This window comes from Modestobacter sp. SYSU DS0875 (genome assembly GCF_054050915.1).
This window is the reverse complement of the sequence record NZ_JBJHAH010000023.1, coordinates 1-24,362: the sequence shown is the minus strand read 5'-3', so window position 1 is coordinate 24,362 and position 24,362 is coordinate 1. Positions and strand designations below refer to the sequence as shown.

Genomic DNA, 24,362 nt, shown 5'->3' with positions numbered 1-24,362 from the left:
CCTGAGCCCGGCTAAGGTCCGGTCCTCGTGAGCCGCATCGCTGAGATCCTCGTCCCGGGGCGGCTCGGTACCCCGTTCCGCTGGCTGCTCGCCTCCTCCTGGATCTCCCAGCTCGGTGACGGCATCCTGCTCGCGGCCGGGCCACTGCTGGTCGCCTCGCTGACCGGCGACCCGTTCCTGGTCGCCCTGGCCGCGACCGTGCAGTGGCTGCCGGCGCTGCTGTTCGGGCTGCTCGCCGGGGCGCTGACCGACCGGCTGGACCGGCGGCTCATCGTGCTCGTCGTCGACCTGACCCGCGCCGCCGTGCTGGTGGTGCTGACCCTGGCGGTGGTCACCGACCGGGTGTCCATCGCCGTGGTGCTGGCAGCACTGTTCCCGCTGGCCACCGCCGAGGTGTTCGCCGACAACAGCGCGCAGACCCTGGTGCCGATGCTGGTGGCCCGGGACGACCTGGCGGTGGCGAACTCCCGCCTGCAGACCGGGTTCATCACCGTCAACCAGCTCGCCGGTCCGCCGCTGGGCGCCGCACTGTTCACCGTCGGCGCCGCGTGGGCGCTGGGGGTGCAGGCGGTGGTGATCGCGCTGGGCGCGGTGCTCGTCACCCGCGTCGTCCTGCCGGCCCGGGAGCCGCGCACCGGCGCGCGCACCGCGATGCGGCACGACATCGCCGAGGGGCTGCGGTGGGTGCGGCACCACGCGGCCGTGCGCACCCTGGTGCTGACCATCACGATCTTCAACGTCACCTTCGGCGCGGCCTGGTCGGTGCTGGTGCTCTACGCCACCGAGCGGCTCGGGCTGGGCGCGATCGGCTTCGGGCTGATGACCACCGTGAGCGCCGTCGGCGGCATCGTCGGCGGCCTCACCTACGGGTGGATCACCCGCCGGGTGAGCCTGGGCGACCTCATGCGGATCGGCCTGGTCGTCGAGACGCTGACCCACCTGGCTCTGGCCCTCACCAGCAGCCCGTGGGTCGCCCTGCCGGTCTTCTTCGCCTTCGGGGCGCACGCCTTCATCTGGGGGACGACGTCGGTCGCCGTCCGCCAGCGGGCCGTGCCGCAGGCGCTGCAGGGGCGGGTGGGCAGCGTCAACGTGGTCGGCGTCTACGGCGGGCTGGTGGTCGGCTCCGGGATCGGCGGGGTGCTGGCGCAGCACTGGGGCGTCACCGCGCCGTTCTGGTTCGCCTTCGCCGGGTCGGCCGTGTTCGTCGTGCTCATCTGGCGCGCCCTGCGGCACGTCGCCCACGCCGACGAACAGCCGGTGCCGGCAGCCGCCTGAGGACGGCGCCGGCGCGGCATGCTGCCGGGTGACCTACGACCGCGAGCTGGCCGACCGCGTGCGGGCCGCGCTCTCCCCCGAGCGCGGCGTGTCGGAGAAGGCGAACGGCTGGCTCCGGTGACGCCCCTGAGGGCAGAAATGGCCATCTCTGCCCTCAGGGGACCCGGATGAGCAGCTCGCCGTGCAGCATGCCGAGCCAGCCGTCGTCGGCCGCCACCCAGGCCAGCCATGCGTCCGCGACCTCCTGCAGCTCCGCCGGGCTGGCCAACCCGTAGGCCACCGCCTGCTCGGCGAACGCCGACGCCGTCGCCCGCCCGGCCCACGACCGGCCCCACCACTCCCGCTCGGCCGGGCTCGCGAAGCACCAGGCCGAGGTGGTCGCGGTGACCTGCCGCAGCCCGGCGGCGTGGGCCCAGGACAGCAGCCGCCGCCCCGCATCCGGCTCGGCGTCGTTGCGCCGGGCCACCTGCCCGTACAGCTCCAGCCAGCGGTCCAGGCCCGGCGCGGCGGGGAACCAGGTGGTCGCGGCGTAGTCGACGTCCCGGACGGCGACCACTCCCCCGGGCCGGCAGACCCGGGCCATCTCGCGCAGCGCGGCCACCGGGTCGGTCAGGTGCTGCAGCACCTGATGGGCGTGCACCACGTCGAAGGAGCCGTCGTCGAACGCGAGCGCGTAGCCGTCGCCGACGGCGAACTCGACGTCCACCCCCGCCCGGGCGGCGAGCTCCCGGGCCTCGGCCAGCGGGGCGGGCGCGACGTCCAGCCCGACGACCCGCCCCGGCGCCACCCGGGCGGCGAGATCGACCGTGATCGTGCCCGGGCCGCAGCCCACGTCGAGCACGTCGATGCCGGGACGCAACGAGGCCAGCAGGTACCCGGCGGAGTTCTCCACCGTGCGCCAGCGGTGCGACTGCAGGACCGGCTCAGCGTGCCCGTGCGTGTAGGTGTCCACCCGCGCAGGATGCCCGAGTCAGACCATGTAGTGGGACGTCACTCCCACGAAGTGGGATTGTCGGCGGCGCGGACGACGGACACCGCACCGAGGGCCTCGACCAGGAACCCGGACGCCGACAGCACCTCGGCGACCGCGGCGTTCATCGTCTGCTGCACCGCGGCGTCGGTCTCCGGGCCGCGCACCCGCCCGACCGACGTCCGGTCGTGCTGGGTCCAGGAGACCACCACGCCGTCCCGCTCCGGGCTCGGCGTCAGGCACACCCCGCCGAGCGCCCGGTCCGCTGTGCGGCCCGCGCAGTCGTGCAACGGCAGTCCGGCCTCGGCGACGGCGGCGGTGATCTCGCAGACCAGGCCGGTGAGCGGGTCGGCGTCGGAGATCAGCGGGTCCCAGTCGTCGGCCAGCCGGTCCAGCAGCGCAGACAGGTGCCCCAGCCAGCTGCGGTCCTCGGGGGAGAACTGCCGCGACAGGGTCCCGTCGGGCCGGCACGAGCCGTAGCCCGGCTCGGCGAACCAGCCGTCGGCCGTCAGCCCGGCGACGGCGGCGTCCAGCTGGCTGGGGAACGGCCCGGCCAGGACGACGCCGTCCTCGTCGACCAGCCACCAGGCGGCGTCGGCACCCCGCCCCACCGCCGTCCTGGGCTGATGCCCGTTCGACGCGCTCACGCCAGAGACCCCCACTGTTCGACGACCGCGCCGGGGAAGTCGGCGCGCTCTGCAACCGTCATCGGCAGGCCGGGCCCGGACGGTCACCGGCGCCCGCCCCGCGAACCCCAGCTCCCCCACCGCCTCCGGGCGCACCGCCGCCAACGGGTGGCCGTCGCACACCGCCCCCTCCCGGATGGATCCTGGCCTGCTGACCTGGGCGTTCGCCCTGGGGCACGTTTCAGCGGGGATGAGCGGGTACCCAGTCCACCGTGACCATCGGCCCGGATCGCAGCGGATCGGGCGCGGTCGTCCTCGCGGAGGACGGCTCCGGCCCCCTGCTCCGCTTCAGCGGCCAGATCGACCGGGAGACCGTGCGCCGGTTCCGCCGCGAGGTGCCGCCGTCGTCCTGGCCGGAACGGGTCGACCTCGAGGCGGTGACCACCCTGGAGGCGGCGGGGCTGGAACTGCTGGTGCACCTGGCCCGCAAGCCGCGTCGCCGGGGCGCCGAGCTGCAGCTGCTGCACCTGCCCGACCGGCTGCGCCCCGCACTGGAACGCGCCGGGCTGTCCTGGCTGCTGCCGCGCCCCGACGACCGGGCCACGCCCGCCTGACCAGCGCGGCTGGCACCCGAACAGCCGGTCAGGTTAGCCTGGCCTCACTCGACGTGAGGTGGGGTTCGATGGGTCTGCGACTGCCGGTCGGCGGCGTCACGGTGCTGCTGGGGCCGGCGGCGACGCGAGCGGCCACCATGGCCGCGCTCGACCCGGGCAGCGCCCGGTGCGCCGGGGGCCACGCGTCCCTGCCCGTGCTGCGGCTGACCGCCTCGCCCGACGACGACGTCCGGCACCGACTGGGCGCCGTCGAGCAGGCGCGCGCCGGCGCGGCGTCCGTCGTCCTCGTCGACCACCTGACCGACGGACTGGCCGCGCGCGACCGGCACACGGTGCTCGCCGCGCTGCGGGGCGTCGCGACGGCGGGGCGGGCCGTCCTCGTGGACGACGGCGACCCGGTCGCGGCGCTGTCGGTGGCCGACGGCGCGCTGCGCACGCCGACCCTGGCCCTGGAACCGGTGCCCAGCGCCGACCAGCTGGAGCAGCTGGTCGCCTGACCCGGGCCCGCTGGGGTCAGCGGGTCGTGTAGGTGAGGCAGTCGGCCTTGTCGGCGGCGGAGCCCACCTGCACCGCGGACGCGCGGCACTCCAGTGCCTCGTTGTGCACGCAGTCCGAGCGGTGGCAGGCGCCGACCACGCCGGTGCGGTCGAGCCCGGCGCGGAAGGAGATCTCCACGAAGGTGCCGCAGTGGGCGTGGTCGCCGCCGACGGTGATGGCGCCGGCGTGGCAGGTGTGCTCGGCGTTGTACGAACAGCTGTCGACCGAGCAGTCCTGCACCTGGGGCATGTCCAGCATCTGGGTCATGACCCCAGGCTGGCAGCACACGACCGACCTCGCCAGCCAGGGAAGGCTGACCTGACCTGCACATATGCGCCTGAGCAGGCGTTTCTGAAGAGGCCGTGCGACACGCCGGTCAGCCGCGCGGGCGCCTGCCCATCGGCGGCAGCCGGGGAGCGAGCGCCCGGGTGGCGTAGCCGCCGGCGACGGCGGCCGTGATCAGCACGAGCAGCAGCCCGAGCAGGCCGATCCGCTCGACGCCCGCCAGCTGCAACAGGAGCAGCAGCACCGCGCCCACCAGCAGGGAGATGCCAGCGGCGAGCAGCACGACCAGCCACCGCGGCTGGCCGCCGGGAGTGGGCGGCGGTGGGGGCGGGTCGACCGGCGTCACGCCCGTAGTGGACCACGACCGCCGGGTTCACCCGTTCCGGGCTGGCCGCGGGTGGCCCGATCGGCGAGGCTCGACCGCATGACCGCCCCCTGCTCGGTGACCAGCGAGGTCGGCCGGCTGCGCACCGTGCTGCTGCACCGGCCGGGCGCGGAGCTGCGCCGGCTCACCCCGCGCAACAACGACGAACTGCTCTTCGACGGCGTGCCGTGGGTGGCCCGCGCGCAGGAGGAGCACGACGCGTTCGCCGCGGCGCTGACCGAGCGCGGGGTGGAGGTGCTGCACCTGCACCGGCTGCTCACCGAGGTGATGGCGCTGCCCGCCGCGCGCGAGCAGGTGATCGCCGCCGCCGTCGACGACCCACGGCTGGGGGCGACGCTGCAGCACGCGACCACCGCGCACCTGGCCGGGCTGGCGCCCGACGACCTGGCGCAGGCGCTGATCGCCGGGGTCGCCCACGACGAGCTGCACGGCGGCCGGGGCCTGGCCTACCAGCTGATGGGCCACGGGGACTTCGTCGTCCCGCCGCTGCCCAACCTGATGTTCACCCGCGACTCCTCGGTGTGGGTCGGCGGGCAGGTGGCGGTGACGTCGCTGGCGATGCCGGCCCGGGCGCGGGAGAGCGCGCTGACCGCGGCGCTCTACGCCCACCACCCGCGCTTCGCCGGCGCCGAGCAGCTCTACGGCGCGCACCTGGAGCACCTGGAGGGGGGCGACGTCCTACTGCTCGCGCCCGGCGTGGTCGCCGTCGGCGTCGGCGAGCGGACGACGCCGGGCGGGGCGGAGCGGCTGGCCCGGCGGGTGTTCGCCCGCGGGCTGGCGCACACCGTGCTCGTCGTCCCGATCGCCCAGGAGCGGGCGACGATGCACCTGGACACCATCGCCACGATGGTCGACGTCGACGCGATGGTCATGTACCCGGCGGTCGCGGACTCGCTGCAGGCCTGGACGGTGACCAGCGACGAGCTGCCCGACGACGCCGACACGGTGGAGCTGTCGGTGCACGGGCCACGGCCGTTCCTGGAGGCCGCGGCCGAGGCGATGGGCATCGACCGGCTGCGGGTGATCGACACCGGGCTCGACCCGGTCACCGCCGAGCGCGAGCAGTGGGACGACGGCAACAACACCCTCGCCCTGGCGCCGCGGCTGGCGGTGGCCTACGAGCGGAACACCGTCACCAACGCGGCGCTGGAGAAGGCCGGCATCGAGGTGCTGGCGATCGCCGGGTCGGAGCTGGGCAGCGGCCGCGGCGGCCCGCGGTGCATGTCCTGCCCCGTGCTCCGCGACCCCGTCCCGACGTAGCCGCCCCACCCGACCGTCAGGCCCCCGGGTCGAAGGCCTCGACGGCGGGCAGGAAGACCTGCTCCCGGTAGACGTCGCTGCGCTTCGGGCTCGCGGTCAGCTGCACCACGGCCAGGCCCGCCGGGGTCTCGGCGAGGGCGAGGTCGACCCGCTGGCCGAGGTCGTCGACCCGGTACAGGTCCCAGGTGACCGACGCCGTCTCCAGCTGGTCGACCGGCTCGACCGGCTCACCGGTGCCCAGCTGCGCCGCCAGCTGCTGGAGCACCTGGTCGGCCGTGGCGCCGGGCACCACCTGCTGCACCAGCGAGACCAGGGGTGACTGCTGGAACGCGCCGGGGAGCACCTCCGACCACCCGTCGGGCCGGACCCCGGCGAGGCCCAGCTCCTCGCTCTCCCAGTCCGTCATCTCGACCTGCACGCCCTCGGGGGTGAACGCGGGGGCCTCGACGTCGTCGACGCAGGAGGTGTCCGGCTCGCTGCCCGGGTCGGCGAGGAACTCCCGGGTCAGCTGCACCGCGCACTCGTGCGTGCCCACCGAGCCGTGCCCGGTGGCGGGGAACTCGACGTAGACGGCGTTGCCCAGCTCCTCGGCCAGCTGCTCGCCCCACCGCGGCGGGGTGATCGGGTCGAGCTCACCGGCCAGCACCAGGGTGGGGAGGTCGCTGCTCAGCGCCTCGTTCTCGGCGGGGCCGGGCTCGCCGGCGTCCCAGCTGGTGCAGACGTCGAAGATGCCCGGGCCCATCGTGGGCGTGCTGGCGAAGAAGCTCTCGACCAGCGGGTGCTCGGCGACCGCGTCCGCCACCGCGTCCGGGTCGCTGAAGCTGACCTCCTCCTGGCACTGCACGGCCAGCTGCTGGCCGACGCTGACCATGTCCAGCTGCTGGGTGAACGCGCTGAGCAGCAGGCCGATGGTGCCGAACTCGTCGTTGGCCGCGGCCTCGATGACCTCGGGGAGGAACGGGATCAGCTCGGTGGAGTACATGCTCTGGAAGAGAAAGCCCACGAAGCCGGCGCCGTCCAGCGGGCTCTCCACCCGCTCACCGGTGGTCGGGTCGAGCACCGTGACCGACGCGGGCGCCGCGTCGAGCTCCGCGACGAGGTCGGTGACGGTCTGCTCCAGGTCGGGGTACCGCTCGGCGCACCCCGCGTCGGCCGCGCACGCGGCGAACAGCGCATCGATCGCCCGGGCCGCGTTGCCCGGCGTCTCCTCGTAGAGGTCGGCGTCGATCGGGTAGGAGGCGTCGAGCACCACCGACCGGATGCCCTCGGGGGTGTCGCGCATGGCGGTCTGCGCCAGCCGGGTGCCGTAGGAGATCCCGTAGAGGTTCCACTCCTCGTGGCCCAGCGCGCGGCGCAGGTCGTCGAGGTCGGCGGCGGAGGCGGCGCTGTCGTAGTCGGCGAAGTCGACGCCCTCGTCGACCAGGCGCTGCCGGCACTCCTCCAGCGAGGCGGCCGCCTGCTCCGCGAGCTCCTCGACCGGCTCTTCCGACCCCAGCGACTCCCGCACCCAGGAGCTGTACTCGTCGCAGGCCAGCGACGGCTCGGTCAGCCCGGTGCCGCGCTGGTCCAGGATGACCAGGTCCCGGTCCTGGGCCAGCGGCTCGTACAGCTCACCGAACGCCAGCGGCACGAACTCCAGCGCCCCCTGGCCCGGTCCGCCGGAGAGGTAGACGAGCGGGTCCTCGGCCGGGTCGTCGTCCGCCGCGGCGACGACACCGAAGGCCAGCTCGATCGTCGGAGAGTCCGGGTCGTCCCGGTCGGCCGGCACCTCGAGGGTGCCGCACTCGATGTCGACCCCGGCCGGCACGTCGAAGTCGCAGGCGCCCCACGCGACCTCCCGGGCCGCCGCGCTCGGCGCCGCCGTGTCGTCGTCCTCCCCCGAGCCGGTGCACCCGGCGACCAGGAGCAGGAGGGCGATCGGCACTGCCGCCAGACGACTCGTCACGGGGTCACTCAACCAGGTCCGGCCGCGCTGGATCATGCGGCGCGTCGTCCCCGGGAGACGCGCACCAGTCGGGCCGCTGCGCCGACCGCCAGCACCGCGACACCGACCGCGATGGCGCTCGGCGGCAGGGTGACCACGAGGACGACGCAGCCCACCGCGCCGAACACCTGCAGTGCGCGGGGGAACCGGCGGTGCGAGCGGTCCTGGGTGAACGCCGAGGCGTTGGCGACCAGGTAGTAGAGCAGCACGCCGAAGGAGGAGAAGCCGATCGCGCCGCGCAGGTCGACGGTGAGCACCAGCAGGCAGACGACGACGGCCAGCGCCACCTCCACCCGGTGCGGCACCTGGTGGCGGGGGTGCACCGCGGCCAGCCAGCCGGGGAGGTCCCGTTCCCGGGCCATCGCCAGGCTGGTGCGGCCGACGCCGGCGATCAGCGCGAGCAGCGCACCGAGCGCCGCGGCCGCGCCCCCGATCCGGACCACCGGCGCCGCCGCCGACCAGCTGCCCGCGTCGACGGCGGCCGCCAACGGTGCCGCCGTCCCCGCCGTCCCGTCCGGGCCGAGCACCGCCAGCAGGGTGACCGCCACGACCGCGTAGACGGCGACCGTCAGACCCAGGGCCAGCTGGATCGCCCGCGGGATGGTCCGCGCGGGATCACGCACCTCCTCGCCCATCGTCGCGATCCGCGCGTAGCCGGCGAAGGCGAAGAACAGCAGCCCGGCCGACTGCAGCACGCCGTACCAGCCGCCGCTGACGCCGTCCCAGGGGCTGACCTGCGACCACGTCGGTGAGCCGCCGACCAGGCTGGCCAGCACGACGACGGTCAGCGCGGTGAGCACCACGGTGACGATCACCCGGGTCAGCCGGGCGGTGCGGGTGACGCCGCGGTAGTTGACCGCGGCCAGCGCGGCGACGGCGGCCACCGCCACCGGGCGCTGCCATCCGTCGGGCGCCGCGTAGGCGGCGAAGGTCAGCGCCATCGCCGCGCAGCTCGCCGTCTTGCCGATGACGAACCCCCAGCCGGCGAGGAACCCCCACCAGGGCCCCAGCCGCTCCCGGCCGTACACGTAGGTGCCACCGGAGGCCGGGTACTGCGCGGCGAGCTGCGCCGAGGCGGTCGCGTTGGCGTAGGCGACCAACGCGGCGAGCAGCAGGCCGATCAGCAGCCCGGCGCCGGCGGCCTGCGCGGCCGGGGCGAACGCGGCGAAGACCCCCGCCCCGATCATCGAGCCCAGGCCGATGACGACGGCGTCGCCGGTGCCCAGCCGGCGGGCGAGGGCGCCGGTCCCCGGCGAGGAGTCCCTGGGGGTGCTCATGGCCCTGGAAGCGTAGGGAGACCAGGTGAACGCCGGGTGTCGCATGATCACCTCGGGTCCAGCGGGGCCACCGGGCGCGGATGGCCCCGCTCAGCCCGAGGTGATCATGCGGCCCGACGTCAGGCGGCGCGCTGCTCGGCCACCGGGTCGACCGGCAGGGAACGGACGGCGGCGCGGCGCACCGTCGTCCCCGCCCCCTCGGCACCGGCACGGGAGGTGAGCCGGCCGGCCCACTCGCGGACGGCGCCCACCGGCCCGCGGCCCGGGGTGCGGGCGCGCAGCGCCAGGGCGCTGACCAGGACGGCGCCGCCGAGCAGCAGCAGGTGGGCCCCGGCCCGGCCGGGGTGCACGTGCCCGGCGCCGAGGTCGGCGAGGGTGACCCAGCCGAGCACCGCGGTGAAGGACAGCAGGAACGGCAGCGCACCCGCGGCCAGCCGGGGGCGGGCGGCGACCACCAGGAAACAGGCGGCCAGCCCCAGGTTCCAGGCGCCGGTCTCGTGCGCCAGGTGCACCGGTGCGCTCGACCCCGCACCGAGGAACGCCGGCAGGCTCACCGCGAGCTGACCGGCGCCCACCGCGAGCAGGGCCAGCCGCAGCGCGGCGTCCACCCAGCTCCGCCGCACCCGGGCCGCCGGCAGCCGGCCGAGCACTGCCGCGGTCACGTCGGGCACCGAGGAGGCCGGCGCGAGCCGGGCCCGGCGGGTCACCTCCGCGGCCGCCTCCGCCCAGCCACGGCAGGCCGCACAGCCGGCCAGGTGCTCGTCGACCCAGCGCTGGGGCATACCCGGGTCCTCGCCGTCCAGACCCGCCGAGATCGCCTCACGAAAGGGAACGCACCGCACGACTGGCATAGTCGTCGCCGGCAGTCGCAGGGTTCCCGGAGGGTGGTCGTGGAGCAGCTGGAACGGCTCGCGGCCCGGGCGGCAGCGGGCGACGGCGCCGCGCAGGCGGCGTTCGTGCGCGAGACGCAGGCCGAGGTGTGGCGGCTGTGCGCCCACCTGGCCGACCGGCAGGTCGCCGAGGACCTCACCCAGGAGACCTACCTGCGGGCGCTGCCGGCGCTGGCCCGGTTCGAGGGCCGCTCGAGCGTGCGCACCTGGCTGCTGTCGATCGCCCGCCGGGTCTGCGCCGACCACCTGCGCTCGAGGAAGCGCCGCCGGCTGGTGCTGATCGAGGACGACGCCGACCTGGGCGACCTGGTGCGCGACGCCCCCGCCGACGAGGTGGGCGGCACGGTCGCCGCGCAGGACGTGCTCGACCGGCTCGACCCCGAGCGGCGGGAGGCGTTCGTCCTCACCCAGCTGATCGGGCTCCCCTACGCCGAGGCCGCGGAGGTCGTCGGCTGCCCGGTGGGCACCATCCGCTCCCGGGTCGCCCGGGCCCGCGCCGACCTGGTCGACGCGCTGGTCGCCGCCGACCACCCCCGCACCCGCCGCCCCTCCTGACCCCTCACCCCGCCGAAATGGCCATTGCGGCGGGGTGAGGGGTCAGGGGTTCTGGGCGGCGAGCCGGCGCAGGCGTTCGTTGTAGGCGACCAGCTCCGGGTCGTCGCCGCTCTCACCCCGGGCGATGGCCCGCTCCCGGGCCCGGTCGGCGGCGCGGTTGGCCCGCTCCTCCGACCGGGTCCACTGGAAGAACACGACGGCGAGCACCAGCACGGTCGGGAACTCCCCGAAGGACCAGGCGATGCCGCCGGCCGCGCCCTGGTCGTAGAGCGGGTCGACGCCCCAGGACTCCGGCGGGTTCGCGTAGCTGGTCAGCAGCAGGCCGCTGCTCATCATCACGATCACGCCGAAGAAGGCGTGGAACGGCGCGGGCAGCAGCAGCTCCAGCATCCGGCCGCCGTGGCCGGAGCGGCGCGGCCACGGGTCGATGGCCAGGATCGGGCCGAAGAACAGCAGCCCGGTGACCAGGAAGTGCAGCAGCATGAAGGTGTGCCCGGGCACCGTCGACATCAGGTCGTCGAAGATCGGCGTGAAGTAGACGCCGTAGAGGCTGGCGATGAACAGCGGCACGGTGAACAGCGGGTGCGACACCGCGCGGCCCAGCCTGCTGTGCAGCGCCGAGAGCACCAGCCGCCGGGGCATCCCGGCGGTGCCGGGGGACGCCGGCAGGGCCCGCAGCGCGAGGGTGACCGGTGCCCCACCGAGCAGCAGCAGCGGGCTGATCATGGTCAGCACCATGTGCTGGACCATGTGCAGGCTGAACAGCCCCATGCCGTAGGTCTGCAGCCCGCTGGCGCAGACGTAGAAGGTGGTGGCGCAGCCGGCGAACCAGGAGGCGGTGCGCAGCGGCGACCACCGGACGCCGCGGGCGTGCAGCCGCCACAGCCCGACGCCGTAGACCACGGCGAGCAGGACCGCCACCCAGGCCACCGGGGAGGCCCCGCCCAGATCCAGCGCCAGCACCCGGCCGGTGGTCGGCGGCAGCTCCGGCAGGTGCATCCCGCCGTGCTCGTGGTCCACGATCGCCCTCCTCAGCCGTGCCGTGCGGGCACCACGGTAGGCCCCCGTGTGCCGCCGCGGCCCGTGGCCGCGGCGGCACCCGGCATCAGCGCAGGGTGACCTGGCGGGACAGCAGCCCGGCGCGGGCCCGCCGCTCGTCCGCGGTCAGCGGGGTGTCGACGGCGAGCGCCGCCTCCAGCCGGGTCTGCAGCTCGGCCGCCGGGGCCGCCCAGTCGGCACCGGGGACGTCGGCGGGCACGTCCCACACCGGGACGACGAGGCCGAGAGCGCGGAAGGCGCCGGCGTACCGGGTGTCCTCCCCCAGCGTCAGCTCGCCGGCGGCCGCCAGCCGGGCCAGGGCGTCCAGCAGCGGCTCCTCGGCCTCGGTCCGCGCCCAGCGCACGTGCGCCCGGTCGACCGAGGGACGGCACCAGTACGCGGCCTCCAGGCCCTCGAGCCGGACGGTCGGCATGACCATCTCGTTGGCCTGCTGCAGGCCGGCCTGGGCGGCCGGGTTCGGCTCGGCGCCCTCGAGCCAGAAGCCGAAGTCGTCGTGGACGGTGACCTCCATCGGCGCGCTGGTGTCCAGCAGCTCCTGCAGCCGCGGTCCGGCGGACCCGGCGGCGCCGATCGGGCCCGGGTCGACTGGTGCGCCCGCCGGGGCCTCCAGCGCGGCGGCCAGCGCCGTCCCCAGGTCGCGGCTGACGTCGTCGGAGGAGGTCGGCAGCTGGACGCCGAGCAGGATCTCGCCGTTGGCGCGCACCAGCGCGGGCGTGCCACCGGGCAGCACGCTGGCCAGCGTCACCTCCCGGCCGTCGGTGGTGCGCAGCTCCGCGGTGGCGGCCGGCACCAGCTCGCGCAGCGCGACCCAGTCGGCCTCGCCCGTCAGGCCCTCGAAGGGACGGCGCACCGGCGCCGCGTAGCCGGAGCCGTGGCAGTGCTTGTACCGCCGGCCGGAGCCGCACGGGCACGGGGCCTTCGGGTTGATCTCGCCGTCGGCGGCCGGGGCGGCGGAACGGCTGCGGGATGCGGAACGGGCCATGCTGCGAGGGTAGGAGACTCCCCCGACGACAACTCGCTAGAGTCACTCCAGTGACGCTGGCTGCTGCTCCCCTGGACCTGGCCGACCCGGCCGTGGTCGCCGACCCGTACCCCACCTTCGCGCGAGCGCGGGCCGTGGCGCCGGTGCAGTGGGACGCGGGCCTCGGCATGTGGCTGGCCTTCACCCACGCCGAGTCCAACGCGGTGCTGCGCGACCGGCGGCTGGGCCGGATCTGGCGCGACAAGGCGCCCGCCGAGCGGTTCGACCAGTTCAACCTGATCCACCGCAACGCGATCCTGGAGATGGAGCCGCCGGAGCACACCCGGCTGCGCCGGCTGATCAGCGCCGCGTTCGCCCGCGGGCACGTCGAGCGGCTGCGCCCGTGGGTGCAGGAGCTGGCCGACTCCCTGGTCGACGAGCTGGTCGAGCGGTCGGCCGGGTCGGCACCGGTCGACGTCCTGTCCGGGATGAGCGAGGAGCTGCCGGTCGCGGTGATCGCCGAGCTGCTCGGCGTCCCGACCGCCGACCGGCCGCTGCTGCGGCCGTGGTCCAACGCGATCGTGAAGATGTACGAGTACGGCCGGACGACGGCCATCGAGGACGACGCCGAGCGGGCCGCCGCCGAGTTCGTCGCCTACCTGCGCGAGCTGGCCGCCGAGCGCCGCCGCGCCCCGGGCGAGGACCTGCTCACCCACCTGGTCACCGTGCGCGACTCCGAGGGCGACCGGCTGACCGAGGACGAGCTGGTCACCACCTGCATCCTGCTGCTCAACGCCGGCCACGAGGCGACGGTGAACGTCAGCGGCAACGGCCTGCTCGCCCTGCTGGAGCACCCCGACCAGCTGCAGCGACTGCGCGAGGACCCGGCGCTGCTGCCCACCGCGATCGAGGAGCTCATGCGCTTCGACTCGCCACTGCAGCTGTTCGAGCGCACCGCCACCACCGACGTGGAGATCGGCGGGGTCACCGTCGCCGAGGGGCAGAAGATCGCCGCCCTGCTGGGCAGCGCCAACCGCGACCCCGCCGTCTTCGCCGAACCGGACGCCCTCGACGTCGGGCGCACCGACAACCCGCACATCTCCTTCGGCGCCGGGGTGCACTTCTGCATCGGCGCGCCGCTGGCCCGGGTCGAGCTGCAGGCCTCCTTCGGTGCGCTGCTGTCCCGGACGTCGTCACTGGAGCTGGGCGCGCGGCCGCAGCGCCGGCCGGAGTTCGTGATGCGCGGGCTGGCCGACCTGCCCGTGGTGCTCACCGCCCGTTGAGCGCCGGACCGCCGTCGCACGCTCCAAGTGTCCCACCGCGGTCGCTCAGGGTCGCGGGCCAGTGCCGCGGTACCTCAACCGCCGATTGCAGCACCCGCAGACACCACTCGACATAACGACTTGTTATCGGCAAGCCTCTGCGGCGAGTCGGAACACTCCTCCGCAAGGAGTCGCGATAGTGGCAGACGTCGGCTCACTCCTTCAGGGAGCCATACAGCCACACTCACCTCAAGGAGTCGGCACAGCGGCCATCCTGACGGCGTGAATAAGCGAGCCACTTGGACAGTCGTCACGGCAGCTCTCGGCCTCGGCTGGGCCGTTGCTGTCGCACTGCTCGTTGTCGTGCTCACGGACTGGTCCACCCTCACGCAGGCCCTGGTCGGCGGCGCCGCCTCGGGCTTCGGCGTGGCTGTGATCCTGGTGCTCCGCATGAAGCGGTTGCCCGCCCCGCCTACGCGCTGACCCACCCCCTGGTAGGCCTGCAGGCATCACCGCGGAGTGTCAGCGAAGACACGACAGCCACACGGGCAGATAGTCGAGTTTGCGCTGACCGATAACGCCCGTTAATGGACGGCCCGAAACCCGACCATTTTCGGGCCGACACCGGCGAGCCGTGCCGGCAGGCGGTTGACTGATCTACGCCAGGGCCCGGGACGCCCTGTCGGCTAGATTGAGTGTCGTCACCGTCGGTTGCGAGACACTTTCGAGGTCGCCAGGCGGACCAGCTTTCCCGCAGGCGTTTCCGCAGATGCGGCTGTCGCCTTGGTATTGGTGCTGATCTCGACCGCGACGAGTACCTGCGCCGTGCGGACTCCGCCGCGGAGCGTCGTCGCAAGGTGGCGTCCCTCGCCGGCTGATGGCCTCTGAGCGGGGAGCTGTGGGCGGGGTACTTCTACCCGGAGATGAACGTGAACCTAAACCAAGAGACCGCCGATGCGCTCAAGAAGATCGCGAGCGATTCAGGCATCTCTTACACGGAGGCGGTTCGCCGTGCGATCTCGGTCTACAAGTTCGTTGACGACGAACTTGATGCTGGCAACCGAGTTCAGACCGTCGGCCCCAAGGGTGCCGGCAGAGGGCTCGTCCTCATGTAGTCCACCAATCTCCCAAAGGGGCGCCTGCTTAGCAGGCGCCCCTTCTTGCGTTCCCTCCGCACACGGTCGCGGGCAGGAAAACTCAGATCGGCCAGTTCGCCCGCAATGACGCGACGCTGCGTCTAGAGGGTCTGCCTGGGACAGACCGTCTAGGACGCGAGCTGAGCGGCCTTGTCGAGGGCTCGTGAGACTGAGGACTTACCGACGCCGAGCACCTTCGCGATGTGCACGATGCTGTGGTTCTCGGCGCGCATCTGCAGCGCCTGCTCCACCCGTTCGGGCGTCATGACCGCCGGGCGCCCGCCGACTCGTCCCTCGGCCCTGGCGTGCTCGAGGCCGCGGCGGGTGTTGTCCCGGATCGTGTCCACGCGGAGCTGGGCGAACACCGCAACGATGCCGAACAGTGCGCGGCCCATGAGGGTGGTGGTGTCGATGTCGGGTTCGGTGAGGCTCTTGATGTTGACGCCTCGCTCGGGCAGCTCGTTGATGGTCTGGATGGCCATCGTCTCGCTGCCGGCGATCCGATCGAGCCGGCGCACGACGAGGGTGTCACCGTCGCGCAGGTAGTCCAGGCACGCGAGCCACTGCGGCCGGTCGGCGACGCGGCTCGACTCGCCGTGGTCGACGAACACGCGCACCGCGAAGGCGGCACGCAGCTCGGCCGCCTGGGAGGCGGGGGTTCTGGTCCAGGAGTGGCTATTCCTGATCCAGTTTTCGAGATTCCCACCACGACACCGCAGAGCATCCGATGATAGTCACGACGCCAGCAAGAAGAATCATTACCCAAAGCCTCGGTGACTCGGCAAGCATCGAATATGAGGCGGCTACCAGACCGGCGAACAGGTAGACCGATACGCGGACGAGACGGTTCTTGGAAGTTCTCACGAGATCCCTCGATCAGTGGGCGATGATCGTACGTGGGTGAGCACCACGGCGACAAGATGCGCTCTGTTCTTTGCCTTAAGAAGACGCATCATTTTACTTAGTCGGTGCGCTACAGTCAGCTCCGCCAGGTGCACTTCTGCCGGCCCTGCGTTGTGACGGTCCACGTCAGCCCGTCCACACCCGGCCCTGCTGATCGACGAGCGCCCCTCCGGTCTCGCACCGCTCACACGACGACGCCCCGGCCAGGGGTCCGGGCCGGGGCGTCGAGGTGGGATCCGGTCACCCGCAGCGGCTCGGGGGGTGTCGCCGCGGGTGACCGGAGTTCAGAGGCGCTGCGCGAGGCGGTGGTAGGCCGCGCTCCAGCGCAGCTCCTTGGCCAAGCTGCGGCGGGTGGTGTCGGCGTCGATGAGCACCAGCTCGGTGCCGAACACCTCCGCCAGGTCGGTCAGCTCGTCGGCGCCGAGCTGGGTGGTGAGCACCGTGTGGTGCGGGCCGCCGGCGGTGAGCCAGCCCTCGGTCGCCGTCTCGAAGTCCGGCCGCGGCGCCCAGACGGCCCGGGCGACGGGCAGGTTGGGCAGCGCCTCGGCGGGCTCGACGACGTCGATCTCGTTGGCCACCCAGCGGAACCGGTCGCCCAGGTCCGACCAGCCGATCGTGACCCCGGCGCCGGGCGCGGCGGTGAACACCAGCCGGGCCGGGTCCTCGCGGCCGCCGATCCCGAGCGGGTGCACCTCCAGGCGCGGCTTCTCCCCGGCGATCGTCGGGCACACCTCGAGCATGTGGGCGCCGAGGATCGTCGGCCGGTCCGCGGCCAGGTCGTAGGTGTAGTCCTCCATGAAGGAGGTGCCACCGGGCAGCCCGGCGCCGGCGACCTTGAGCACCCGCAGCAGGGCGGAGGTCTTCCAGTCGCCCTCACCGCCGAACCCGTACCCGTCGGCCATCAGCCGCTGGACGGCGAGGCCGGGCAGCTGGCGCAGCCCGCCGAGGTCCTCGAAGTTGGTGGTGAACGCGCCGAAACCGCCCTCGGTCAGGAACTGGCGCAGCGCCACCTCGATCCGGGCCTGGTAGCGGACGCTGTGGTGCCGGTCGCCGCCGGGGCGCAGGTCGGCGTCCATCTCGTACAGGTCGGCGTACTCGGCGATCACCGCGTCGACGGCCGGCTCGGCCACCCGCTCCACCGCGGCCACCAGGTCGTTGACGCCCCAGGTGTTCACCGACATGCCGAAGCGGATCTCCGCCTCGACCTTGTCACCCTCGGTCACCGCGACGTCCCGCATGTTGTCGCCGAACCGGGCGAGCTTCAGCCCGCGGGCCTCGGCCGCACCGGCGGCGGCCCGCACCCAGGAGCCCACCCGCCGGGCGACCCGCGGGTTGCTGACGTGGCCGGCGACCGTGGTCCGCGGCGTGCGCAGCCGGGTGAGCATGAACCCGTACTCCCGGTCGCCGTGGGCGGCCTGGTTGAGGTTCATGAAGTCCATGTCGATCGTCGCCCACGGCAGGGCGGCGTCGGCCTGGGTGTGCAGGTGCAGCAGCGGCTTGCGCAGCGCGTCCAGCCCGGAGATCCACATCTTCGCCGGGGAGAAGGTGTGCATCCAGGTGATGACACCGATGCAGGACGGCGTCTCGTTGGCCTCGCCCATCAGCCGGCGGATGGCGCCGGCGTCGGTGAGCACCGGCTTCCAGACCACCCGGACCGGGACGTCGGACGACCCGTCGAGGGCGGCCGCCACCCGCTGGGACTGCTCGGCCACCTGCTGCAGGGTCTCCTCGCCGTACAGCCCCTGGCTGCCGGTGAGGAACCAGACCTCGTTGTCCTCGAATGCCACGTACAGGTCCTTACCTCGGGGCCGGCGCGTCAGCGCTGGCCGTAGACGTTCTGGTAGCGCGCGTACAGCGAGTCGATGTCCGCCTGCGCGATCGGGACGGGCTCCCCCAGCTGACGGGAGAGGTGCACGGTGCGGGCGACGTCCTCGGTCATGACCGCCGCCTTCACCGCCGCCTTCGCCGAGGGGCCGATGGTGAAGACGCCGTGGTTCTTCATCAGCACCGCCGGCGAGCGGTGCCCCTGCAGCGTCGCGACGATGCCCTGGCCGATGGAGTCGTCGCCGATCAGCGCGAACGGCCCGACCGGGATCGGACCGCCGAACTCGTCGGCCATCGCGGTGAGCACGCAGGGGATCTCCTCGTGCCGGGCCGCCCAGGCCGCGGCATAGGTGCTGTGCGTGTGCACCTGGCCGTTGACCTCGGGCATGTTCCGGTAGACGTAGGCGTGCGCGGCCGTGTCGCTGGAGGGCGCCCGGACGCCGTCGACGGCGTTGCCGTCGAGGTCGCAGACGGTGATGCCCTCCCAGGTCAGCTCGTCGTACTCGACGCCGCTGCCCTTGATGACGAACAGGTCCTCGCCGGGCACGCGCTCGGAGACGTTCCCGGAGGTCCAGGTGACCAGCTCGTAGCGGGTGAGGTACGAGTGCAGGTGGGCGACGTGCTCGCGCTGCGCGCGGTGGGTGCCCCGCTCGGTGCGGGCCTGCGGGTCGGCGGTGGCGGTCATGCCGGCTGCTCCTCGGTCAGGGGTGCGGAGGTGGTGTCGGACGGCTCGGTCGGCTGGGAGCCGGTGGCCACGTGCTGGACGGCGGCGCGCTCGACCGGGAGCCCGGCGACGTACCGCTGCATGAAGGCGTCGAAGCCCGCGACGTCGGCCGGGTCGGGCTCGGCGGTCACCAGGCTCGTGCCGGCGAAGACCGCGGTGTCCAGGTAGTCGGGCAGGCTCTGCTCCGGCGCCCGCCCGGTGGCGAAGGCGGCCAGGACGGCGATGCCCCAGGCACCCCCCTCCGCGGCGACGTCGCCGACGGAGACCGGCGTGTCGATCGCGGCGGCCAGGAACCGCTGGGCCACGCCTGCGGTCTTGAACATGCCGCCGTGGGCGAACATCCGGTCCAGCCGCACGCCCTCGGCCTTCTGCAGCACGTCCATGCCGATGCGCAGCGTGGCCAGGGAGGAGAACAGGTGCGTGCGCATGAAGGTGCCGAGGTCGAGCCGGCTGTCCGGGGACCGCAGGAAGAGCGGGCGGCCCTCCTCGAGGTCGGTGATCGGCTCGCCGGAGAGGTAGTTGTAGGCGAGCATCCCGCCGCAGTCGGCGGCCCCGTCCAGCGCAGCCGTGAACAGGGTCGCGAAGACCTCCGACGGGTCGGCCGGGGAGCCCAGCGCCCGGGCGAACTCGGTGAACAGACCGGCCCAGGCGTCCAGCTCGCTGGCCCCGTTGTTGCAGTGCACCATCGCCACCGGGTCGCCGGCCGGCGTGGTGACCAGGTCCAGCTCGCGGTGCACCCCGGCGAGCTCACCCTCGAGCACGACCATCGCGAAGATGGACGTCCCGGCGGAGACGTTGCCGGTGCGCGGCGCCACCGAGTTGGTGGCGACCATGCCCGTGCCCGCGTCGCCCTCGGGCGGGCAGAGCTGGACGCCGGGGCGCAGCCCCCCGGTCGGGTCGAGCAGCTCCGCGCCCGCTGCGGTGAGCGTGCCGGCCGGCTGCCCGGCGACGGCGATGGCCGGCAGCAGCTCGGCGAGGGTGAGCTCCACCCCGGCCTCGGCGGCCAGCTGGTCGAACCGGGCCAGCATGGCGGCGTCGTAGCCACCGGTGGCGGGGTCGATCGGGAACATGCCGCTGGCGTCCCCGATGCCGAGCACCTGCTCGCCGGTGAGCTGCCAGTGCACGTACCCGGCGAGGGTCGTCAGGTGGTCCAGCCGGCCGAGGTGGTCCTCGCCGTCCAGGACGGCCTGGTAGAGGTGCGCGACGCTCCACCGGTGCGGGATGTTGACCCCGAACTCCGCGCTGAGCCGCTCGGTCGCCCGGCCGGTGTGGGTGTTCCGCCAGGTGCGGAAGGGGGTGAGGAGCCGGCCCTCGACGTCGAACGGGAGGTAGCCGTGCATCATCGCCGACACCCCGAGGGCACCGACTCCGGCGAGCTCCACCCCGTGGCGCTGCCGCACGTCGTCGGCGAGGGCCGAGAAGCTCTGCTGGACGCCGGCCCAGACGGCGTCCAGCGAGTAGGTCCACAGGCCGTCGACCAGCTGGTTCTCCCAGTCGGAGGCCCCGACGGCGAGCGGCGCGTGGTCGGGGCCGATCAGCACCGCCTTGATCCGGGTCGAGCCGAGCTCGATGCCCAGCGCCGTGCGGCCCGAGGTGATCGCTGCGACAGCGTCGATCGTCATGTCAGGAGTCCCTTCCGCCCATCGGTGACAGGCCTGGTCCCGGGATCTGGTGCCGGTGATCCGGTCGACCGTGGGTCGCGGAACGTGAGTGGATTGTTAGCGTTAACAAGGGCCCGGTCAAGCCGCCCTCGCTCCCCGGGGGCGCGGCGGTGGACCGCGAGCTGGCGCTCAGCGGACGGGGGCGGGGCCGGTCGTCTCCCGGACGACGAGGGCCGGCAGCACCGGCTGGGACTCGCTCTGCTCACCCCGCAGCCGGGAGAGCACCAGCTGCACCCCCCGCCGGCCCAGCTCGGCGAAGTCCTGGCGCACCGTCGTCAGCGGCGGGGTGAAGTACGCCGCCTCCGGGATGTCGTCGAAGCCGACGACGCTCACGTCGGCGGGCACCGACAGCCCCGCCCGGTGCAGGGCCTGGAGCAGCCCGAGCGCCATCTGGTCGTTGGCCACGAAGACGGCGGTCACGTCCTCACCGGCGCGGGCCCGCCGGGCCAGCTCCAGCCCGGCGGCGTGCCCGGAGGACGCCAGCCAGTTGCCGTGCAGCAGGTCCGGCACCGGGGCGCCCACCTCCTCCAGCTCCGCCTGCCAGCCGATCACCCGCCCGCGCGCCTCCAGGGAGTCACCCGGGCCCGTCACGTGGTGCACCGTGCGGTGCCCCAGCGAGAGCAGGTGCCGGGTGGCCAGCGCCGCCCCGACCTGCTGGTCGACCCAGACGGTGGGCCGGCTCTCGTCCCGGCCCACCTGCACCGCGATCAGCGGCACCGGCGACTCGAACCGCCGGAGCGCGTCGACCGCCTGGCCGTAGGTGGACAGCGCGACGACGGCGTCGACCGACTGGGCCACGAAGCGGTCGACCGCCTCGCGCATCGCCGCCTCGCTGTCCTCGTCCAGGATGGCGACGCCGAGCGAGTACCCCGCCGCACGCGCGGCCTTCTCCAGGCCCAGCGTGCGGGTCGACCCGGTGACCAGGGCGCGGGCTGCGGTGTTGGGCCGGTAGCCCAGCTCCGCGATCGCCTGCAGCACCCGCGCCCTGGTGGCCGGTGCGACGTTGGGGTGGCCGTTGACCACCCGGGACACCGTCTGGTGGGAGACCCCCGCGTGCGCTGCCACGTCGGACATCGCCCGCGCTCGTGCCGGCCCTTGCGTCAGCACCGTCTCCCCTTCCCGTGGGGGAGGCCCCGATGCCGCCCCCCGTACCGGTGACCCCGCTGACGTCAGCGCGAGGAGCCCGCCCGCCGCTTGTTGTAGACGTCGAAGGCCACCGCCAGCAACAGCACCAGGCCCTTGACCACCGACTGGAGCGACTGGTCGACGCCCAGGAGCGACATGCCGTTGCTCATGACCGCCATGATCAGGCCACCCACCATGGCACCGACCACGGTGCCGACCCCACCGGTGACCGCCGCACCGCCGATGAAGGCCGCAGCGATGGCGTCCAGCTCGAACATCTCACCCGCGCCAGGCTGGGCGCCGTTGGCCCGCGAGGAGAAGATGACCCCCGCGACGCCGGCCAGGAAGCCCATGTTGACGAAGATCCAGAAGTTGACGGCCTTCACCTTGACGCCGGACAGCGTCGCCGCCGACAGGTTGCCGCCGATCGCGTACACCTGGCGTCCGAAGACCGTCCGCTTGGTGACCAGCCCGTAGATGATCGCCAGCACCCCGAGGATGATCAGCACGATCGGCAGGCCCCGGGCGTGTGCGAGCTGCCAGGCGAAGGCCATGACGACGACGCCGACCAGCACGATCTTGGCGACCAGCATGGCGATGGAGTCCGCCGGCTGCCCGTAGCGGATCCGGGCGGCGCGGCTGCGCCAGGCGCTGACCGCGTAGCCGGCCACCGCGATCGCGCCGATGAGCAGGGTGAAGGCGTCGTAGCCGTAGCCACCGAGCCACCCGTTGATGAAGCCGCTGGCGACCTCGCGGTACTCCGCGGGGAACGGCGAGAGCGAGACGTTGTCCAGCACCTCGAGCGTCAGCCCGCGGAACAGCAGCATGCCGGCGAGGGTCACGATGAAAGCGGGGATGCCGACGTAGGCCACCCAGAAGCCGTGCCAGGCGCCGACGAGCAGCCCCACCGCGATGCCCGCGAGCGCACCGGCCCACCAGGGCAGGCCCTGCTGGATGACCAGCACCGCCGAGACGGCGCCGGTGAGCGCCACCACCGAGCCGACCGACAGGTCGATGTGCCCGGCGATGATCACGATGACCATGCCGATGGCCAGCACGAGGATGTAGGAGTACTGCAGGACGAGGTTGGTGATGTTCCCGGCGCTGAGCAGGGTGCCGTCGGTCAGGATCGCGAAGAGCGCGACGATCGCCACGAAGGCGATGTAGATGCCGCTCTGCCGGAGGTTCCGGGTGATCAGCGACCGGAGGTCGTTCGAGCCGTCGTCCAGCAGCCCGCCGGGTGCAGCGGCCCCCGGCGCAGGGGTCAGCTCCTCTTCCTGGGGAACGGTCCTGGTCATGCTGCGAGCTCCCTCTCCTTGGTCATGAGGGCCATCAGGCTCTCCTGGGTGGCCTCACGCACCGGCAGCTCACCGGTGATCCGGCCCGCGGACAGCGTGTAGACGCGGTCGCAGATGCCGAGCAGCTCGGGCAGCTCGGACGAGATGACGATGACGGCCTTCCCGGCCGCCACCAGTCGGTTGATGATCGTGTAGATCTCGTACTTGGCGCCGACGTCGATGCCGCGGGTGGGCTCGTCGAGGATCAGCACCTCCGGGTCGGTGAACAGCCACTTGGACAGCACGACCTTCTGCTGGTTCCCGCCGGACAGCTTCCCCACGATCGAGGACACGCTCGGCGCCTTGATGTTCATGCTGCGCCGACTCTCCTCGGCGACCTTGGTCTCCTCGTTGCCGTTCACCCAGCCACGGCGGGACAGCTTGCCGAGAGCAGCGGCCGAGACGTTGCGGCGGATGTCCTCGATGAGGTTCAGGCCGTAGCGTTTGCGGTCCTCGGTGGCGTAGGCGATGCCGTTCTCGATCGCCTCCGCGACGGTGCGGGCCTTGACCTCGCGGCCGTGCATGAACAGCCGGCCGGTGATGTCGCGGCCGTAGGACCGGCCGAAGATGCTCATCGCCAGCTCGGTGCGACCGGCGCCCATCAACCCGGCGATGCCGACGACCTCGCCGGCGCGCACGTTCAGCGACGCGTGGTCGACCACCAGCCGGTCCTGGACCGGGTGCTTGACGCTCCAGTCCTCGACCCGGAAGACCTCCTCGCCCGGGTGCGATTCGCGCTCCGGGTAGTAGGACTCCAGGTCCCGCCCGACCATGCCGCGGATGATCCGGTCGGTGGTGACCGAGGGGTCCGCCATGTCCAGGGTCTCGACGGTGCGGCCGTCCCGGATGATCGTCGTGCTCTGGGCGATCGCGGCGATCTCGTTCAGCTTGTGCGAGATCATGATCGAGGTGATCCCGCGCTCCTGCAGCGTGCGGAGCAGCCCGAGCAGGTGCGCGGAGTCGGTGTCGTTGAGCGCGGCGGTCGGCTCGTCCAGGATCAGCAGCTTGACGTCCTTGGAGAGCGCCTTGGCGATCTCCACCAGTTGCTGCTTGCCGACCCCGAGCTGACCGACCGGGGTCGTCGGGTTCTCGCGCAGCCCCACCTGGTCCAGCAGACGGGCGGCCTCGGCGTGCGCCTTGTTCCAGTCGATGATCCCGGCGCGGCCCCGGCGTTCGTTGCCCAGGAAGATGTTCTCGGCGATCGACAGGTAGGGGACCAGGGCGAGCTCCTGGTGGATGATCACGATGCCCACCTGCTCGCTGTCGCGGATGCCGGAGAACCGGCAGACCTCGCCGTCGAACACGATCTCGCCGTCGTAGGTCCCGGCCGGGTAGACGCCGGAGAGAACCTTCATCAGCGTCGACTTGCCGGCGCCGTTCTCCCCGCAGATCGCGTGCACCTCGCCGCGGCGGACGGCCAGGGAGACGTCCGCCAGGGCCTTGACGCCAGGGAAGGTCTTGGTGATGGAGCGCATCTCCAGGATGTTGTCGTCCATGGACTCCGTCGTCCTCGTTGTTCCCACGGGTGGATGCCCCGAGCGGGACTCGCCCGGGGGTGCTGCTTCGGTTGGGCACCCCCACCGCCGCCGGGATCGGCGGCCGGCAGGGGGTGGGGCCGGGGGGGGGGGGGGGGGGGGGGGGGGGGGGGGGGGGGGGGGGGGGGGGGGGGGGGGGGGGGGGGGGGGGGGGGGGGGGGGGGGGGGGGGGGGGGG

The 24,362-nt window shown here is 73.4% G+C and carries 23 protein-coding genes; 7 read left to right on the top strand and 16 right to left on the bottom strand.

Going from position 1 to position 24,362, the window contains the following annotated elements; all coding sequences use genetic code 11:
• Window positions 1-27 precede the first annotated feature (27 nt).
• Window positions 28-1,275, top strand: coding sequence for an MFS transporter (locus tag ACI79Y_RS14225; RefSeq protein WP_457159103.1), 1,248 nt, complete (start codon window positions 28-30; stop codon window positions 1,273-1,275).
• A gap of 154 nt (window positions 1,276-1,429) precedes the next feature.
• On the opposite strand, the gene ACI79Y_RS14220 is transcribed toward ACI79Y_RS14225, so the two are convergent.
• Together ACI79Y_RS14220 and ACI79Y_RS14215 are read right to left on the bottom strand one after the other, a co-directional pair.
• Window positions 1,430-2,227 carry a methyltransferase domain-containing protein gene (locus ACI79Y_RS14220; protein WP_457159102.1) on the bottom strand — a complete coding sequence of 266 codons (798 nt, stop codon included), beginning with the start codon at window positions 2,225-2,227 and terminating at the stop codon, window positions 1,430-1,432.
• A 38-nt stretch (window positions 2,228-2,265) separates the two neighbouring features.
• Window positions 2,266-2,856, bottom strand: a complete 591-nt coding sequence (locus tag ACI79Y_RS14215; RefSeq protein WP_457159101.1) for a hypothetical protein — start codon at window positions 2,854-2,856, stop codon at window positions 2,266-2,268.
• 287 nt (window positions 2,857-3,143) lie between these two features.
• On the opposite strand from ACI79Y_RS14215, the gene ACI79Y_RS14210 reads away from it, so the two are divergent.
• Both ACI79Y_RS14210 and ACI79Y_RS14205 read left to right on the top strand, forming a co-directional pair.
• Window positions 3,144-3,485, top strand: a complete 342-nt coding sequence (locus ACI79Y_RS14210) for an STAS domain-containing protein (RefSeq protein ID WP_457159100.1) — start codon at window positions 3,144-3,146, stop codon at window positions 3,483-3,485.
• A 68-nt stretch (window positions 3,486-3,553) separates the two neighbouring features.
• Window positions 3,554-3,982 (top strand): hypothetical protein, encoded by a 429-nt coding sequence (locus ACI79Y_RS14205; protein WP_457159099.1) that lies wholly within the window; start codon window positions 3,554-3,556, stop codon window positions 3,980-3,982.
• A gap of 16 nt (window positions 3,983-3,998) precedes the next feature.
• Here ACI79Y_RS14205 and ACI79Y_RS14200 read toward each other — a convergent pair whose 3' ends face one another.
• Window positions 3,999-4,289 carry a DUF1540 domain-containing protein gene (locus tag ACI79Y_RS14200; RefSeq protein WP_457140324.1) on the bottom strand — a complete coding sequence of 97 codons (291 nt, stop codon included), beginning with the start codon at window positions 4,287-4,289 and terminating at the stop codon, window positions 3,999-4,001.
• A gap of 109 nt (window positions 4,290-4,398) precedes the next feature.
• Window positions 4,399-4,653, bottom strand: a complete 255-nt coding sequence (locus ACI79Y_RS14195) for a hypothetical protein (RefSeq protein WP_457159098.1) — start codon at window positions 4,651-4,653, stop codon at window positions 4,399-4,401.
• A 78-nt stretch (window positions 4,654-4,731) separates the two neighbouring features.
• Here ACI79Y_RS14195 and ACI79Y_RS14190 point away from each other — a divergent pair, with 78 nt between their 5' ends.
• On the top strand, window positions 4,732-5,952 hold the full coding sequence (locus tag ACI79Y_RS14190) for an arginine deiminase (protein ID WP_457159097.1): 1,221 nt from the start codon (window positions 4,732-4,734) through the stop codon (window positions 5,950-5,952).
• A 16-nt stretch (window positions 5,953-5,968) separates the two neighbouring features.
• Here ACI79Y_RS14190 and ACI79Y_RS14185 read toward each other — a convergent pair whose 3' ends face one another.
• From ACI79Y_RS14185 to ACI79Y_RS14175, 3 genes are all read right to left on the bottom strand, one after another.
• Window positions 5,969-7,897: an alpha/beta hydrolase gene (locus ACI79Y_RS14185; RefSeq protein ID WP_457159096.1), complete on the bottom strand. Its 1,929-nt coding sequence runs from the start codon at window positions 7,895-7,897 to the stop codon at window positions 5,969-5,971.
• Between the two features lie 32 nt (window positions 7,898-7,929).
• On the bottom strand, window positions 7,930-9,213 hold the full coding sequence (locus ACI79Y_RS14180) for an APC family permease (protein WP_457159095.1): 1,284 nt from the start codon (window positions 9,211-9,213) through the stop codon (window positions 7,930-7,932).
• A 119-nt stretch (window positions 9,214-9,332) separates the two neighbouring features.
• Complete coding sequence (locus ACI79Y_RS14175) at window positions 9,333-10,064, bottom strand: zf-HC2 domain-containing protein (RefSeq protein WP_457159094.1); 732 nt, start codon at window positions 10,062-10,064, stop codon at window positions 9,333-9,335.
• Window positions 10,065-10,103: 39 nt separating this feature from the next.
• On the opposite strand from ACI79Y_RS14175, the gene ACI79Y_RS14170 reads away from it, so the two are divergent.
• Window positions 10,104-10,658, top strand: coding sequence for a sigma-70 family RNA polymerase sigma factor (locus tag ACI79Y_RS14170; protein ID WP_457159093.1), 555 nt, complete (start codon window positions 10,104-10,106; stop codon window positions 10,656-10,658).
• 42 nt (window positions 10,659-10,700) lie between these two features.
• On the opposite strand, the gene ACI79Y_RS14165 is transcribed toward ACI79Y_RS14170, so the two are convergent.
• Entirely contained in the window at window positions 10,701-11,678 is a 978-nt protein-coding gene (locus ACI79Y_RS14165; RefSeq protein WP_457159092.1) for a cytochrome c oxidase assembly protein, read from the bottom strand.
• An 85-nt stretch (window positions 11,679-11,763) separates the two neighbouring features.
• Window positions 11,764-12,699 (bottom strand): DUF5926 family protein, encoded by a 936-nt coding sequence (locus ACI79Y_RS14160; protein ID WP_457159091.1) that lies wholly within the window; start codon window positions 12,697-12,699, stop codon window positions 11,764-11,766.
• A 50-nt stretch (window positions 12,700-12,749) separates the two neighbouring features.
• Between ACI79Y_RS14160 and ACI79Y_RS14155 the strand changes: the two genes are divergently transcribed.
• Together ACI79Y_RS14155 and ACI79Y_RS14150 are read left to right on the top strand one after the other, a co-directional pair.
• Window positions 12,750-13,961 (top strand): cytochrome P450, encoded by a 1,212-nt coding sequence (locus ACI79Y_RS14155; protein WP_457159090.1) that lies wholly within the window; start codon window positions 12,750-12,752, stop codon window positions 13,959-13,961.
• A gap of 902 nt (window positions 13,962-14,863) precedes the next feature.
• Window positions 14,864-15,055, top strand: coding sequence for a ribbon-helix-helix protein, CopG family (locus tag ACI79Y_RS14150; protein WP_457159089.1), 192 nt, complete (start codon window positions 14,864-14,866; stop codon window positions 15,053-15,055).
• A gap of 149 nt (window positions 15,056-15,204) precedes the next feature.
• On the opposite strand, the gene ACI79Y_RS14145 is transcribed toward ACI79Y_RS14150, so the two are convergent.
• The 7 genes from ACI79Y_RS14145 to mmsA all read right to left on the bottom strand — a co-directional run bounded on the left by ACI79Y_RS14145 (window position 15,205) and on the right by mmsA (window position 24,146).
• Window positions 15,205-15,762 (bottom strand): recombinase family protein, encoded by a 558-nt coding sequence (locus ACI79Y_RS14145; protein WP_457159137.1) that lies wholly within the window; start codon window positions 15,760-15,762, stop codon window positions 15,205-15,207.
• Window positions 15,763-16,263: 501 nt separating this feature from the next.
• Window positions 16,264-17,766: an L-arabinose isomerase gene (araA, locus tag ACI79Y_RS14140; RefSeq protein ID WP_457159088.1), complete on the bottom strand. Its 1,503-nt coding sequence runs from the start codon at window positions 17,764-17,766 to the stop codon at window positions 16,264-16,266.
• 29 nt (window positions 17,767-17,795) lie between these two features.
• The gene (locus ACI79Y_RS14135; protein ID WP_457159087.1) at window positions 17,796-18,488 is read right to left on the bottom strand and encodes an L-ribulose-5-phosphate 4-epimerase; all 693 of its coding nucleotides are present in this window, start codon (window positions 18,486-18,488) and stop codon (window positions 17,796-17,798) included.
• Entirely contained in the window at window positions 18,485-20,149 is a 1,665-nt protein-coding gene (locus ACI79Y_RS14130) for a xylulokinase (RefSeq protein ID WP_457159086.1), read from the bottom strand. Before ACI79Y_RS14130 ends, ACI79Y_RS14135 begins: the two co-directional genes overlap by 4 nt.
• Window positions 20,150-20,317: 168 nt before the next feature.
• Window positions 20,318-21,262 carry a LacI family DNA-binding transcriptional regulator gene (locus ACI79Y_RS14125; protein WP_457159085.1) on the bottom strand — a complete coding sequence of 315 codons (945 nt, stop codon included), beginning with the start codon at window positions 21,260-21,262 and terminating at the stop codon, window positions 20,318-20,320.
• A 95-nt stretch (window positions 21,263-21,357) separates the two neighbouring features.
• Window positions 21,358-22,611, bottom strand: coding sequence for a multiple monosaccharide ABC transporter permease (gene mmsB / locus ACI79Y_RS14120; protein ID WP_457159084.1), 1,254 nt, complete (start codon window positions 22,609-22,611; stop codon window positions 21,358-21,360).
• Complete coding sequence (mmsA, locus tag ACI79Y_RS14115; protein ID WP_457159083.1) at window positions 22,608-24,146, bottom strand: multiple monosaccharide ABC transporter ATP-binding protein; 1,539 nt, start codon at window positions 24,144-24,146, stop codon at window positions 22,608-22,610. The genes mmsB and mmsA overlap by 4 nt, the downstream gene beginning before the upstream one ends.
• Between the last annotated feature and the right edge of the window lie 216 nt (window positions 24,147-24,362).